Origin of the sequence: Bradyrhizobium sp. SZCCHNR1017 (assembly GCF_032381375.1) — a bacterium.
Classification (GTDB): Bacteria; Pseudomonadota; Alphaproteobacteria; order Rhizobiales; family Xanthobacteraceae; genus Bradyrhizobium.
This window is the reverse complement of the sequence record NZ_JAUHIR010000001.1, coordinates 601,487-615,061: the sequence shown is the minus strand read 5'-3', so window position 1 is coordinate 615,061 and position 13,575 is coordinate 601,487. Positions and strand designations below refer to the sequence as shown.

At 65.9% G+C, this 13,575-nt stretch carries 12 protein-coding genes; 6 read left to right on the top strand and 6 right to left on the bottom strand.

The features are described 5' to 3' along the window. The first annotated feature begins 190 nt into the window (after window positions 1-190). Together QW863_RS02955 and QW863_RS02950 are read left to right on the top strand one after the other, a co-directional pair. On the top strand, window positions 191-934 hold the full coding sequence (locus QW863_RS02955) for a DUF2497 domain-containing protein (RefSeq protein WP_315711874.1): 744 nt from the start codon (window positions 191-193) through the stop codon (window positions 932-934). A 309-nt stretch (window positions 935-1,243) separates the two neighbouring features. After that, window positions 1,244-4,108 carry a valine--tRNA ligase gene (locus tag QW863_RS02950; RefSeq protein WP_315711875.1) on the top strand — a complete coding sequence of 955 codons (2,865 nt, stop codon included), beginning with the start codon at window positions 1,244-1,246 and terminating at the stop codon, window positions 4,106-4,108. Between the two features lie 108 nt (window positions 4,109-4,216). On the opposite strand, the gene QW863_RS02945 is transcribed toward QW863_RS02950, so the two are convergent. Beyond that, a complete protein-coding gene (locus QW863_RS02945) occupies window positions 4,217-4,840 on the bottom strand; it encodes a DNA-3-methyladenine glycosylase (protein WP_315711876.1) in 624 nt (207 codons plus the stop codon). 135 nt (window positions 4,841-4,975) lie between these two features. Here QW863_RS02945 and lipA point away from each other — a divergent pair, with 135 nt between their 5' ends. Then, the gene (lipA, locus tag QW863_RS02940; protein ID WP_315711877.1) at window positions 4,976-5,935 is read left to right on the top strand and encodes a lipoyl synthase; all 960 of its coding nucleotides are present in this window, start codon (window positions 4,976-4,978) and stop codon (window positions 5,933-5,935) included. A 10-nt stretch (window positions 5,936-5,945) separates the two neighbouring features. Then, a complete protein-coding gene (locus tag QW863_RS02935) occupies window positions 5,946-6,419 on the top strand; it encodes a type II toxin-antitoxin system RatA family toxin (protein ID WP_315711878.1) in 474 nt (157 codons plus the stop codon). A 374-nt stretch (window positions 6,420-6,793) separates the two neighbouring features. Here the strand turns inward: QW863_RS02935 and QW863_RS02930 are convergent, their stop codons facing one another. Continuing rightward, window positions 6,794-8,056: a methyl-accepting chemotaxis protein gene (locus tag QW863_RS02930; protein WP_315711879.1), complete on the bottom strand. Its 1,263-nt coding sequence runs from the start codon at window positions 8,054-8,056 to the stop codon at window positions 6,794-6,796. 861 nt (window positions 8,057-8,917) lie between these two features. Here QW863_RS02930 and QW863_RS02925 point away from each other — a divergent pair. Continuing rightward, window positions 8,918-9,475, top strand: coding sequence for an HD domain-containing protein (locus QW863_RS02925; protein ID WP_315711880.1), 558 nt, complete (start codon window positions 8,918-8,920; stop codon window positions 9,473-9,475). 248 nt (window positions 9,476-9,723) lie between these two features. Beyond that, the gene (locus tag QW863_RS02920; protein WP_315711882.1) at window positions 9,724-10,071 is read left to right on the top strand and encodes a DUF1127 domain-containing protein; all 348 of its coding nucleotides are present in this window, start codon (window positions 9,724-9,726) and stop codon (window positions 10,069-10,071) included. 36 nt (window positions 10,072-10,107) lie between these two features. Here QW863_RS02920 and QW863_RS02915 read toward each other — a convergent pair whose 3' ends face one another. From QW863_RS02915 to QW863_RS02900, 4 genes are all read right to left on the bottom strand, one after another. Then, a complete protein-coding gene (locus QW863_RS02915; RefSeq protein ID WP_315711884.1) occupies window positions 10,108-10,968 on the bottom strand; it encodes an alpha/beta hydrolase family protein in 861 nt (286 codons plus the stop codon). Between the two features lie 351 nt (window positions 10,969-11,319). Next, a complete protein-coding gene (locus tag QW863_RS02910) occupies window positions 11,320-11,565 on the bottom strand; it encodes a hypothetical protein (protein ID WP_315711886.1) in 246 nt (81 codons plus the stop codon). Between the two features lie 86 nt (window positions 11,566-11,651). Beyond that, window positions 11,652-12,263, bottom strand: coding sequence for a CinA family protein (locus QW863_RS02905; RefSeq protein WP_315711887.1), 612 nt, complete (start codon window positions 12,261-12,263; stop codon window positions 11,652-11,654). 66 nt (window positions 12,264-12,329) lie between these two features. Continuing rightward, window positions 12,330-13,511 (bottom strand): bifunctional 2-C-methyl-D-erythritol 4-phosphate cytidylyltransferase/2-C-methyl-D-erythritol 2,4-cyclodiphosphate synthase, encoded by a 1,182-nt coding sequence (locus QW863_RS02900; RefSeq protein ID WP_315711888.1) that lies wholly within the window; start codon window positions 13,509-13,511, stop codon window positions 12,330-12,332. Window positions 13,512-13,575 lie beyond the last annotated feature (64 nt).

The following is a 13,575-nucleotide window of genomic DNA, read 5'->3' as shown; positions in this document are numbered from 1 at the left end:
ACTGCGTCGGAAGTTCTTCCAAGAATAGACTCCGACATGGGCAGTATCGTTCTGTTGTTTTGCATCGATCAGGCCTTGTCCGGAGACAAGTTGGCATGTCCGTTGAGAAGTCCAAGCCACTTGGGGCCGGCGCCCGGGACTTTTGCGCTGAGCCGGTTCGTACGGCAGCGTTGCTGATTTGGAGTCGGAAATGACGCAGCCTGCGAAGGTCCAAGAACCCTCCATGGAGGAGATTCTGGCGTCGATCCGGCGTATCATTGCCGACGACGAGGGTAAGCCGCCGGCGGCAGACAAGGCCGCCGCGCCGGAGCCGGTCAAGGCCGAGAAGCCGGCGGCCCCGGCTGCGAAGCCGGTAATGAACGACATCCCACCTTCGAAGATCGCTGCTGCGGCTCCCGCCAAGCCCGCACCTCCGCCTCCCGCGCCGCCGGCGGCGTCCGCAAGCAACAACCAGGATGACATTGACGCATTGCTGGCGGGTTTGGATGAAACGACTCCGGTCGCAGAGGTTCGGCCGGCAGAACCCGAGCCCGAACCTGAAGTACTCGAGTTGACCGACGACATGGCAGTGGCCCCACCGACTCCCGCTCCAGCGCCAGCCCCCGCCGCGGCATCCTTCCGAAAGGTGGATCCGCGGGACGATATCGAGTTCATCGAGGCCGGGCGGCTCAATCAGAAGGCTGCCAGCTTCGAGTCCGCGTTTGAGCAAGTCACACCGAAGCAGCCGATCCTGGCCCCATCGACGGTGAACGCCGTCGAATCGGCGTTCAACGCGCTGGCCAATACGGTGCTGAGCAACAACGCCCGGACGCTCGAGGACCTCGTCAAGGAGATGCTGCGTCCGATGCTGAAATCGTGGCTGGATGACAATCTTCCGGCCCTGGTGGAGCGCATCGTCAAGGCCGAGATCGAGCGCGTCTCGCGCGGCCGCTGACGCCAGGACGGCACGATCTCGTGTTCCGTTCTGGAGTGAGCCGCGGCGGGCGGTAGACGCTATCCGTCAATGTTCGCCGCTGCTGTTGACTTGGCGCGCCGCGGCGGCTTTCTAGCCCTGTCAAGCTGATCCCTGCCGGACGGATCGAGAGGGCTCTTCCGGGAGCGCGGTCCGCGGTCGGACATCAGTCCGAAAACAGCCCAAGCACCAACAGCTTGCGCGAGCTTTTTCAGGTCATGTCACAAAAGGCCCGGACGAGTTCCGCGACATCCCGAATTGGACAGCCGGCCCCGCGCCGCTGGAAATGCCATGATCGATAAGAATTATCAGCCCACCGATCTCGAAGGTCGCATGTCCCTGGTCTGGGAGGATGCCCGCGCGTTCTCCGCCGGTCGCCCCGATCGGCGCAATGCGGATCCCTTCACCATCGTGATCCCGCCGCCGAACGTGACCGGCTCGCTGCACATGGGGCACGCGCTCAACAATACGCTGCAGGACATCCTGTGCCGGTTCGAGCGTATGCGCGGCCGCGACGTGCTGTGGCAGCCGGGCACCGACCACGCGGGGATCGCCACCCAGATGGTGGTCGAGCGTCAGCTGATGGAGCGCCAGCAACCCGGCCGCCGCGAGATGGGCCGCGAAAAGTTCCTCGCGCGCGTCTGGCAGTGGAAGGACGAGAGCGGCGGCACCATCATCAACCAGCTTAAGCGCCTCGGCGCCTCCTGCGACTGGGGCCGCGAGCGCTTCACCATGGACGAGGGTCTGTCCAAGGCCGTCGTGAAGGTGTTCGTCGAGTTGCACCGTGCGGGCCTGATCTACAAGGACAAGCGGCTGGTCAACTGGGACCCGAAGCTGCTGACCGCGATCTCCGATCTCGAAGTCCAGCAGATCGAGGTCAAGGGCAATCTCTGGTACCTGCGCTATCCGATCGAAGGGACGACGTTCAGCCCCGAGGATCCCACGAGTTTCATCGTGGTCGCGACCACGCGTCCCGAGACCATGCTTGGCGACAGCGCGGTCGCGGTGCATCCGGACGACGAGCGCTATCAGCACCTCGTCGGCAAGCGCGTGATCCTGCCGCTGGTCGGGCGTGAGATCCCGATCGTTGCCGACACCTATTCCGATCCGGAGAAGGGCACCGGAGCCGTCAAGATCACGCCGGCGCACGACTTCAACGACTTCGAGGTCGGCCGCCGCCATGGCCTGCCGCAGATCAGCATTCTCGACCGCGAGGGCTGCATCGCGCTGGTCGACAACGAGGACTATCTGCGCGGCCTGCCTGAGGGCTCCGAGGAGTTTGCCAGGGAGTTCCACGGCATCGAGCGCTTTGCTGCGCGCAAGAAGATCCTGGAGCGGCTGGAGTCCTTCGGCTTCCTCGAGCGCGTCGAGCCGAACACGCACATGGTGCCGCATGGCGACCGCTCCGGTGTCGTGATCGAGCCATATCTGACCGACCAGTGGTATGTCGACGCCAAGACCCTGGCGCAGCCGGCGATCGCGGCCGTCAGGTCGGGCGCGACGACGTTCGTGCCACGCAATTGGGAGAAGACCTATTTCGACTGGATGGAGAACATCCAGCCCTGGTGCATCTCTCGCCAGCTGTGGTGGGGTCACCAGATTCCCGCGTGGTACGGCCCTGACGGCAAGGTGTTCGTCGCCGAGACCGAGGAGGAGGCCGTCGGCCACGCGATCGGCTACTACGTCGAGCAGGAGGTCATCACGGCCGAGCAGGGCCGCGAGATGGCGCTCGACCGCAACAAGCGCGAAGGCTTCATCACGCGTGACGAGGACGTGCTCGACACCTGGTTCTCCTCGGCGCTGTGGCCGTTCTCGACGCTCGGCTGGCCGGACGCCACGCCCGAGGTGAAGCGCTACTATCCGACCAACGTGCTGGTCACCGGCTTCGACATCATCTTCTTCTGGGTCGCCCGCATGATGATGATGGGCCTGCACTTCATGAAGGAAGTGCCGTTCTCGACGGTCTACATCCATGCGCTCGTCCGCGACGAGAAGGGCGCCAAGATGTCGAAGTCGAAAGGCAACGTCATCGATCCCCTGGCGCTGATCGACGAGCACGGCGCCGACGCGCTGCGCTTCACGCTGGCCGCGATGGCCGCGCAAGGTCGCGACATCAAGCTGTCGACCCAGCGCGTCGACGGCTACCGCAAGTTCGCCAACAAGCTCTGGAACGCCAGCCGCTTCGCCGAGATGAACGGTTGCACCGTGCCGGACGGCTTCGATCCGGGCTCCGCCAAGGAGACGCTGAACCGCTGGATCGCCCATGAGGCGGCCGCCGCCACGCGGGAGGTCACCGAGGCGCTGGAGGCGTATCGCTTCAACGACGCGGCCAATGCGATCTACCGCTTCGTCTGGGACGTCTATTGCGACTGGTATGTCGAGCTCTCCAAGCCGACCCTGCTCGGCGAGGACGGCCCTGCCAAGGCCGAGACCCGCGCGATGGTGGCCTGGGCGCGCGACGAGATCCTCAAGCTCCTGCATCCCTTCATGCCTTTCATCACCGAGGCGCTGTGGGAGTCGACCGCCAAGCGCGACGGTCTGCTGACCCTGTCACCCTGGCCGCACCGCACCGACAGGCCGACGGTCGCCGAGATCGCCGCGCTGTCGGCCGCCAGCTTCGGCGACCCTCTGGTGCCGCCGCTGCTGGTCTCGTTCGACGCCGCCAGCTTCAAGGACGAGGCGGCCGAGGCCGAGATCGGCTGGGTGGTCGATCTCGTCACGTCCATCCGCTCGGTCCGCGCCGAGATGAACATCCCGCCGGCGACTCTGATGCCGCTCGCGCTCGTCGGTGCCTCCGCCGAGACGAGGGATCGCGCACCGCGCTGGAGCGAGGTCATCAAGCGCCTTGCGCGTCTCTCCGACATCTCCTTCGCCGATACGGCGCCCGAAGGCTCCGCCCAGCTCGTCGTGCGCGGCGAGGTCGCCGCGCTGCCGCTCAAGGGCGTCGTCGATCTCGCCGCCGAGCGCACCCGCCTTGGAAAGGAGATCGCCAAGGCCGAGGCCGATATCGAGCGCGTCGACAAGAAGCTCGGCAACGAGAAGTTCGTCGCCAACGCGCCCGAGGAACTGGTCGAGGAGGAGAAGGAGAAGCGCGAGGCGGCGCTGGCCCGCAAGGCCAAGCTCCAAGACGCGTTGTCGCGGCTGCAGGGCGCGTGACGTCGTCCTCTCTCCTTCGTCATTCCGGGGCGATGCGAAGCATCGAACCCGGAATCTCGAGATTCCGGGTCTGGTCCTTCGGACCATCCCGGAAAGACGGCCAGCGGCTTAGCGCGGAAACCGCTTGCTCACGAACCGGGAGCCCTTGAGCCCGAAGCGCCACGGCAGGTCGACTGCCTTGGTGATGCCGATGCGGACGCCGGTGACGACCTCTACATCCTCAGGTCGGGCGAACAGCTCGATCGGTAGAGCATCCAGCGCCAGGCCATTATGGGCGATCGTGATCCCCATCGCCTCGGTCAGCTTGCCCGGCCCCGAGCATAGTGCCCTGACATCCTCCAGCCCGCGCCGCCGCCGCATCTCGTCGATCCCGAAGGTCGGCTCGATCGCCCGGATCAGGACCGCGCTCGCCGAGCCCTCCACCTCGCAGACGAAGTTCATGCACCAGTGGATGCCGTAGGAGCGGTAGACGTAGGCGAAACCGGGCGGGCCGAACATCACCTGGTTGCGCGGCGTCGGGCCCCGGAACGAATGCGCCGCCGGGTCGGTGTGGTGATAGGCCTCGACCTCGACGATGGTCCCGCCGACGCCGTCGACCAGAAAGGTCGCCCCGATCAGCTCCGGCGCCACCGCGAGCACCTCGCGGGCGAAGAACGCCCGCGTCAGCCGCTTGGCCGCAGCATTGCGCCGGGGCCGTGATACCCCGGGGGCTTTTGCCGGTTTTTGCGCCATTCTCAAGGAAATCCGCCGTGGTGAGCGCTGTTCCGCGCTGCCCATATCTGCCATGCCCTGGTATCCTCGGCCAGCCGGTTGCGGCGGGCCGCGGCACGGAATAGCTAGGGCGCAACAGAGGTTTGTGCGAATCCCATGGTCACCATCGTCGACATCAACGCGAACACGCCGCTGCGCCCCCGCCACCCCGAGAAGGCGAACCGGCCGGATTCCATCTCGCCGGCCAAGCCGGCCTGGATCCGGGTCAAGGCGCCGACCACCCGCGGCTATGCCGACACCCGCAACATCGTGCGCGAGAACGGCCTCGTCACCGTATGCGAGGAGGCCGGCTGCCCGAATATCGGCGAGTGCTGGGACAAGAAGCACGCCACCTTCATGATCATGGGCGACACCTGCACGCGGGCCTGCGCCTTCTGCAACGTCAAGACCGGCCTGCCCGAGGCGCTCGACGCCGGCGAGCCGGAGCACGTCGCGGAGGCGACCTTCAAGCTCGGCCTCGCCCATGTCGTCGTCACCTCGGTCGATCGCGACGATCTCGCCGACGGCGGAGCCGGCCATATCGCCGCGACCATCCGCGCCATCCGCGCGAAATGTCCGACCACCACGATCGAGGTGCTGACGCCCGACTTCCTGCGCAAGGACGGCGCGCTGGAGCAGGTCGTCGCCGCCAAGCCCGACGTCTTCAACCACAATCTCGAGACCGTGCCATCGCGCTACCTCTCGGTCCGGCCCGGCGCGCGCTACTTCCACTCGATCCGGCTGCTGCAGCGGGTCAAGGAGATCGATCCCACCATCTTCACCAAGTCCGGCATCATGGTCGGCCTCGGCGAGGAGCGCCACGAGGTGCTGCAGGTGATGGACGACCTCCGCTCGGCCGAGGTCGATTTCCTCACCGTCGGGCAGTATCTGCAGCCGACGAGGAAGCACCACGCCGTGATGCGCTTCGTCACGCCGGAGGAGTTCTCCGGCTATGAGACCGTCGCCTACACCAAGGGTTTCCTGATGGTGTCGGCGAGCCCGCTCACGCGCTCCTCGCACCACGCCGGCGAGGATTTCGCCAAGCTGAAGGCCGCGCGCGAAGCCATGGCGCGCTGATCGAGACGAGATGCCGAGATTTTCCAACAAGCGGCGCGTGCCGCACACGGCCGAGCAGATGTTCGACCTCGTCGCCGATGTCGAGCGCTATCCGGAGTTCGTGCCGCTGTGCGAGAAGCTGGTGGTGCGCCAGCGCAGCCAGAAGCCTGACGGCACCGAGGTCGTCGTCGCCGACATGACGGTGTCGTTCAAGCTCGTGAAGGAGACCTTCACCAGCCGGGTGACGCTGGATCGGGCCAAGCGCAACATCCTGGTCGAGTATGTCAGCGGGCCGTTCTCCAGCCTGGAAAACCGCTGGAGCTTCGAGCCGCGCGAGCAGGGCGCCTGCGAGGTAACGTTCTTCATCGCCTATGAGTTCAAGAGCCGCATGCTGGCGATGCTGATGGGCTCGATGTTCGACACCATCTTCGCGCGCATGTCGGCGGCGTTCGAAAAGCGCGCCGATGCGATCTACGGCCGCAAGCCCGCGGTGTCGTCGACGTAAGCCTTTCTCCATGTCTTCCAGTGGTAGACGATAGAGGGTGCCTCACCCTCCGTCGTCATCCCCGCGAAAGCGGGGATCCATAACCACAGGACTGCTTGTGGCGGCAGGCAGGTAACTCCGAGCTCGTCTAACCACATCTGCTGCGGCGTATGGATCCCGGGTCGGCGCCTCCGCGGCGCGTTGCGCCGCTGCGGCTTGCCCGGGATGACAGCGGAGGGTGAGGCTGGCGGCCTGCCAACTCACAGCAAGTTGCACCCACGAAGCCGTGGCCAGCGCAACTTGGCTTCAAAATCCTATCCACGTCTTCAAACAGCTGCTCCGCGACATCTTCGCGGAGCCGTGCAATCGCGGACACGTCGAGCCGCGACCGAACCCTACGCCGCCTGCACGGCGGTCAAAAAGTCCTTCACCTTGCCGCGCAGCTCGTCGGCGTGCTTGGCGAGCTGGCCGGCTGCGCCCAGCATCTGCCGGGCGGCGCCGCCGGCCGATTCCACCGTCTGGCTGACCGAGCCGATGTTGGTGGCGACCTCGCGGGTGCCGCTGGCGGCCTGGCTGACCGAGCGGGCGATCTCCTGCGTCGCGTGGCCCTGCTGATCGACCGCGGTCGCAATGGTCTTGGCGATCTCGCTGATCTGGCCGATGGTGCCGCCGATGCCCTGGATCGCGGCCACCGTGTCGCTGGTGGCGCGCTGCATCGCGCTGATGTGGGCTGATATCTCGTCGGTCGCCTTGGCGGTCTGGCTCGACAGGCTCTTCACCTCCGAGGCCACGACGGCGAAGCCGCGGCCGGCATCGCCGGCGCGTGCCGCCTCGATGGTCGCGTTCAGCGCCAGCAGGTTGGTCTGGCTGGCGATCGCGTTGATCATGTCGGTGACCGCGCCGATCTTGGCCGCCGCGTCCGCCAGGCTGTTGACGAGGTCGTTGGTGCGCGAGGACGCCTCGACCGCCTCGGCGGCGATGGTCGAGGAGGTCGCGACCTGGCGGTTGATCTCGCTGACCGAGGTCGACAGCTCCTCGGTGGCGCCGGCCACCGACTGCACGTTGGAGGAGGCGGAGTTCGACGCCGACGCCACCAGCGCCACGCGTTGCGCGGCCTGATCCGCGGTCGTCGTCAGCGAGGCCGCCGTGGTCTCGACCTCGCGCGAGGCGCCGGAGATCGCATTGGCGATGGCGCCGACCGAGGTCTCGAAATCCTTGGCGATCCGGTCGAGCGCGCGCTTCTTCTCCTCGCGTGCGGCGACAAGGTCGGAGAGATCGCGGCGGAAGCTCATGACGTAGGTCTGGCCCTCGACCTGGGTCGGCACCAGCGTGATCTGGACCAGCGCCGGGCTGCCGTCGGCGCGCTTGGTGGTCCACTCGAACGTCGCGTGGCCTTCGCGCCTGGCCTTGGCATCCATCTCGCGCACCACGTCGGCGGAGCGCTTGCCATCGGGCTGGAACTCCGGCGCCATGGTCGCCGGCGAACGCGACAGCAGGTCCTGCTTGCTGCGGAAGCCGCCGAATCGGACCGCGGTCTCGTTGCAGGCGATGATCTTGCCGTCGGACATCACCAGGATGGCGTCGCGATGACGTTCGAACAGCTCCGTCATCAGGAGGTTATGCGTGCGATCAGCCGACTTGCCGGAGAAGAAAGCCATGGGGTCCCGAATCCACTGTCAGAGAAGAATGCGCGAGACGTAGCAGGACAAAATTAACCAAAACCTTTAGCCGTGGCGGCGCGAGCGATAATCGTCGGCGGATCGCGATCCGGCTGGTGAGGGACGGCATCCAGCGGACGAGCAGCCGCAACCTCCGCGGCGCCACCGCGCCCGGGCTCTGGCTGTCAACGAACCCTCTGAGATCACGAGGGCGCGGGGAATGCCGGGAGCTCGCCGCCCCCATGGCCCGCCTGCGAAAAAAATGCAGGCGGCAGGTACCACAGGTGCAGCCGAGACATCCCGGCATTCCCCGCGCGATGGTCTTCACGCTTATACGCAGTCTCCCCGGGGACCGGCTGTTTTGCCCCCGTGACCGGCGGATCATCATCTCCACCGGCGTGACACCAGCTTCGGGGTGTCAGGACGCTGCGACTTCACGTCCGCCAAGAGCCGTTCGTCCGCACGTCCAAGACGCGCTGCGGCCCCTCGGCGGCCATCGCCTTCCCACCTCGCGTGTCGTGACGATCGCGATACGCCCCTCGTGTCGAGGCGGGATGAGGGGAGGGAAACACGAGTTCTGAAAAATAGAAACGAGAATATTTTCGTCGGTAGGACTGGACAGTGAGTCGGACATTGAACGGATTGAGGAAATCAGTGTCTTGGCGCACGCCCTCGCGATGCGCTTTGATCGCAGCAAGGCACCGGAAACGGGCTCTCCGCTATTGCGCACGCCAGCTGATTTGCCCGACGGGTCGGCTAGGATGATGCTCGACGTGGTGCCCAATGATTGGAACAATGCCGATAGTGACCAACGACGAACCATCGGTCTGACCCTGCGTCGGCCAGAGAAGAAAGCAAGCAATGTCACTCTCTCATCTCTACGACGAAGCGCTCGTCTATGCGACAAGGCTGCACCGGACCCAATTGAGAAAGGGCAGCAACGTACCCTACATCGCGCATCTGCTGAGCGTCTCCAGCCGCATGCTGTCGGCGGGCGGCAGCGAGGTGCAGGCTATCGCGGGCCTGTTGCATGACGCCGCCGAGGACCAGGGCGGGCAGGCCACGCTGGATGAGATCCGCCGGCGTTTTGGCGATGGCGTCGCCGGGATCGTCGCGGACTGCACGGATTCCTGGGTCGATCCGAAACCCGAATGGCGCCCGCGGAAGGAAGCCTATCTCGCCCGGCTGCCGCTCAAGCCGGTGTCATCGCTGCTGGTCTCGCTCGCCGACAAGGTTGACAACGCGGAAGCGATCGCGAGCGACCTTGATGAGGTCGGCGACGTCGTGTGGCAACGCTTCACCGGTGGAAGGGATGGCACGATCTGGTATTACCGCACGCTGAGCCGGATTTTCGATGAGGCTCTGCCTGGACCGTTGGCGCGGCAACTTGCGCGGACCGTCGGTGCTTTTCCGTCCTGAGCAAATTTGGGGGAGGCCGCTCGGCCTCGCATCCATTCGATGGATGACAACCTCAGATGGATCGGCTATAGAGCCGGCCATGATCACCGCCGCCACCCATCGTTTTGGTCGCATCACGCACCGTAGCTCGCTGGCGGCGGGAGGATCGCGCTCAATCTGACGATTTGCAGCATTTGATCCGAACAGCCGCCAGGGACCTGGCGGCTTTTTTGTTGCCGGCAGGTTCTTCATTTGAAGGGGAGCCCGCCATGCCGAGCACGACCGACGATCCGAGGGTCATCGCCATCGAGGAGCGTATGCTCCGCGGCGCCTCGCGATCGCCGGGGCTCTGCGCGCTCGGTCGTGATCCCTTGTCGCGCCATCCCATCTCGCCGAGGCCGGGCGCCAAGATCTACTACTTGGCGCCACCGGCTCCCCATCAAAGCTGCGCCGACCTCAAGCCCACGTCATGGTTGCGGCTCTGGTGGGAGCGCTGGCGCGAGCGCCGCCGCTTCGCCCGGGAGCTGCCGCGGATCGCCGACGAGGTGCTGCAGGACTACGGCCTGACACGCGACGAGGCGCGGCGGCTGTGCCGGCGCCCGTTCTGGCGCGCTTGAGAGCGACGCGGCGGAACGCAGGTTCTGCCACGGATCCTACTTGCCCAGCTTCTCGGAGAAGAACCTGACGACCTGGGCGTCAAACTCTCGGTGAAACGCCGCGCGGTCGAAATCCGCAGGCGTATCAGCACAGATGCGCGGGACGGCGGCCGCGAGCTCCGCGGAGCACGGCGCGAGGAAAGCAAAATGCGCGGCGGGCACGGTGTGGACCTCGGGCGTGCCGGGAAGGCTCGCGGTTACGCGGGCGGTCCCTTCCGGATCGACCCCGTTGCCGCCGAGCTCCGAGCGCCAGACCTGGAGGGGAATCTTGATGCTCGCGAGATTTGCTCGCGTGAATCCGACCGTGTGAGCGGCGTCGGCCAGCACGGCCGCCTTGATCCTCTCGTCGTGCGGCCAGCTTCTGGGAAACTCGCCATTGCGGACCTGCTCGCAGAACGGGTTCTGTTGCGTGCAGTAGTGCGCCACCCTTTGAAAGTCCGGGTCGACGCCGGCGAGAACGGTTCCGGTGTAGCCACCGCGCGAAAAGCCGAAGAAGCCGATCCGGTCCGGATCAATCGCGGCTCTGCTTGTCCAATCGTTCAACATGAAATCGATCAGATGCATGATGTCCTGCGGCCGTGAGAGCCAGACCGACAGGCTGTCGCGCTGCGCCAGGTCACCGACACTGTCGCCGGGATGGTTGATCGCCGCGACGATGAATCCCGCGTCCGCCAGCGCTTCCGCAACATCGTGGTTTCCACCGATCCAGCCGCCGCGACCGTGGGACATGACGACCAATGGCAGCTTCGTGCCATTGATTGGACAATTCTTTACCCCGGGCAGTGTCTCCAGCCCTGGGATCGCGAGGCTTCCAACCGGCACGCTACCGGCGTCTGCGGCGCAAGGCGTCCAGATCATGCCGTGGAATCCGTGATCGACCTCTAAGAGCTGCAAGCCAGCGGCTTGGGCGGAGGAGGTCAGGAGTAGGAGGACGAACGAGAGGGCAGCGAATGTGCGGTCTAGCAATATGATCTCCTCCTGACATGTAGCTCGGCGCGCTCTCGCGAGGGTTGCGTCGATCAAGTTCGCGGTGCGCGATGGTCTAGCGAGCTTGTCATGCTGTCAGGAGCGCTTCGCGTCCGTCGTCGCGATGTCCTTGACGGTTCAACGCCAGCCCAAGCTTGATTCATGACAACATTGTTAAATCACGCTTTCGAGATCGTGCGGCAACTCTCCGTTTATCATCATTGCGAGGCGCACCTTCGATGCTCAATTGATCGTGCCTTCAGCGTAACCGATCAGGAGGAATTCAAAATCGGCACATTGCAGAGATAGCAACTGCGATTCGTCATCGACCACCTCGAAGCGTATTCTCTCCTGCTGCCAATGACCGATGTCCCTGACGTCCAGACGGAAACCGTCCATGCGGTCCAGGTGTCCGATCCTGACCTCGACCGCGCCGATGAAGCGCAATTCCAGCCGCGGTTCGGTTCGCGATCGATCCGTCAGGAGCACCAGCTCGACGATGCAGGTCGGTAGAACTGGATCGCGTCGCTGCGCCCGCGATGACGAGCGGCGAGAGCCGCTCGCGTCACTTCCAACTACGTCCGGGGCCGCCTCGGCCGCTTGACCGGATGCAGCCGCGGCGTGCGGGCCACGCGCGGACGCAGTCGTGTCGCGGCAGCGCGCTTCGGCTTGGCCGCGACCTGCGGCCGTGCCAGCTCCATCAGCAGGCGCAGGGCTTCCAGCACCGAGCGGGTGCGCACGGTGCTGCGGCCGATGGCGCCGAAGCGGTGTTCGCGGTGGGTGATGCGGCCGTCGCGGGCGGCGACGGCGAAATGGACCAGACCGACCGGCTTGCCGGGGGTGGCGCCGCCGGGGCCGGCGATGCCGGTGATGGCCACCGCGAGATCGACGTCGGCGCGCTCCAGGGCGCCGACGGCCATCTGGATCGCGGTCTCCTTGGAGACGGCGCCGAAGGTCTGCAGCGTCGAGGCCTCGACGCCGAGCATTGCGCGCTTGGCCTCGTTGGAATAGGTGACGAAGCCGCGGTCGATGACATCAGAGGAGCCGGGGATGTCGGTCAGGGCCGCGGCGACCAGGCCGCCGGTGCAGGACTCGGCGGTCGCGATCATCAGCTTGCGCGACCGGCAGAGGTCGAGCAGCGAGCGGGCCAGCGCGCTGGTAGAGCCGATTTGACGTTCGCTGGCCATGGCTGCGTTGTCCTCATCCGACCGTCAGATCGAAAGCTCCATGAGCGGTGACAGGGTGGTGCGCCTCTAGGCGCTCCACGGCAGACGGATCGTTGCGCTCGCCGTCGCTGCGATGCCTTCCTCGCGGCCGGTGAAGCCGAGCCGCTCGCTGGTGGTGGCCTTGACCGCGATGCGCGAGATGTCGACGCCGGTGATCTCGGCGATGCGCGCGCGCATCTGGTCGCGCAGCGGGCCGATCTTCGGGCGCTCGCAGATCATCGTGACCTCGAGATTGGCGACGCGGCCGCCGCGCGCGGTCACGCGCTCGATGGCGTATTTCAAGAACTGGTCGGATGCGGCGCCTTTCCACTTCATGTCGGAGGGTGGGAAGTGCGAGCCGATGTCGCCATCGGCCAGGGCGCCCAAAACTGCATCAACCAGAGCGTGCAGACCGACGTCACCGTCGGAGTGGGCAAGGAACCCCTTGCTATGCGGCACACGCAGGCCGCACAGCCAGACATGGTCGCCTTCGCCGAAGGCGTGGACGTCGTAGCCGGTGCCGGTCCGGATGTCGCCGAGCTGCGCGGCAAGGCGCGCTTCCTCGCGCACGAAATCTTCCGGTGTGGTGAGCTTCATGTTGGCAACATCGCCCTCAAAGGTCGCGACGGTCAATCCCGCCCATTCGGCGATCGCCGCATCATCTGTGAACTCGGTGAGGCCGTCGCGCGCGGCGCGGCGGTGTGCCTCCAGGATCGTCTCGAACTTGAAGGTCTGCGGCGTCTGGGCGATGCGCAGCTTCGCGCGCTCCGGTGTCGCGGTGATGTCGCCGCCCGTGCCGACTTCCTTGATGGTGTCGGTGACCGGCACCACGGGAATCGCCGCGCCGGTCTTGCCGGCCGCGCGAATCGCGCGCGAGATCACGGCGGGCGTGACGAACGGACGCGCGGCATCGTGGATCAGCACGATGTCGGGCTTGTGCGGCGCCAGCGCTTCCAGGCCCGCGAGCACCGAGGCCTGTCGCGTCGCACCGCCATGCGCTGGGGCCTCGTGGCGCAGGCCGAAGACGGCTGCGTTGAAGATGTCGATGTCGTCGGGGTTCACCACCGGCTGGACCACCGCCACCTCGGGGTGATCGGCGAAGGCGGCGAGCGCGCGATGGATGACCGTGCGGCCGCCGATCACGCGATATTGCTTCGGACCGCCGGCGCCGGCGCGCAGGCCACGTCCGGCCGCGACGAGAATGGCTGCAGTCCGCTGAGAAGTCGTCATGGGAACAGGGTATCGATGCTGATGAGGATGATGGGGTTCGCGGCTTCTTACATCTGCAGAAGAT

Coding starts and splice junctions, on each gene's coding strand:
- QW863_RS02925 (WP_315711880.1), top strand. CDS start 8,918: ATGTCACTCTCTCATCTCTACGACGAAGCGCTCGTCTATGCGACAAGG.
- QW863_RS02930 (WP_315711879.1), bottom strand. CDS start 8,056: ATGGCTTTCTTCTCCGGCAAGTCGGCTGATCGCACGCATAACCTCCTG.
- QW863_RS02955 (WP_315711874.1), top strand. CDS start 191: ATGACGCAGCCTGCGAAGGTCCAAGAACCCTCCATGGAGGAGATTCTG.
- QW863_RS02950 (WP_315711875.1), top strand. CDS start 1,244: ATGATCGATAAGAATTATCAGCCCACCGATCTCGAAGGTCGCATGTCC.
- QW863_RS02900 (WP_315711888.1), bottom strand. CDS start 13,511: ATGACGACTTCTCAGCGGACTGCAGCCATTCTCGTCGCGGCCGGACGT.
- QW863_RS02935 (WP_315711878.1), top strand. CDS start 5,946: ATGCCGAGATTTTCCAACAAGCGGCGCGTGCCGCACACGGCCGAGCAG.
- QW863_RS02905 (WP_315711887.1), bottom strand. CDS start 12,263: ATGGCCAGCGAACGTCAAATCGGCTCTACCAGCGCGCTGGCCCGCTCG.
- QW863_RS02915 (WP_315711884.1), bottom strand. CDS start 10,968: ATGATCTGGACGCCTTGCGCCGCAGACGCCGGTAGCGTGCCGGTTGGA.
- QW863_RS02920 (WP_315711882.1), top strand. CDS start 9,724: ATGCCGAGCACGACCGACGATCCGAGGGTCATCGCCATCGAGGAGCGT.
- lipA (WP_315711877.1), top strand. CDS start 4,976: ATGGTCACCATCGTCGACATCAACGCGAACACGCCGCTGCGCCCCCGC.
- QW863_RS02945 (WP_315711876.1), bottom strand. CDS start 4,840: ATGGCGCAAAAACCGGCAAAAGCCCCCGGGGTATCACGGCCCCGGCGC.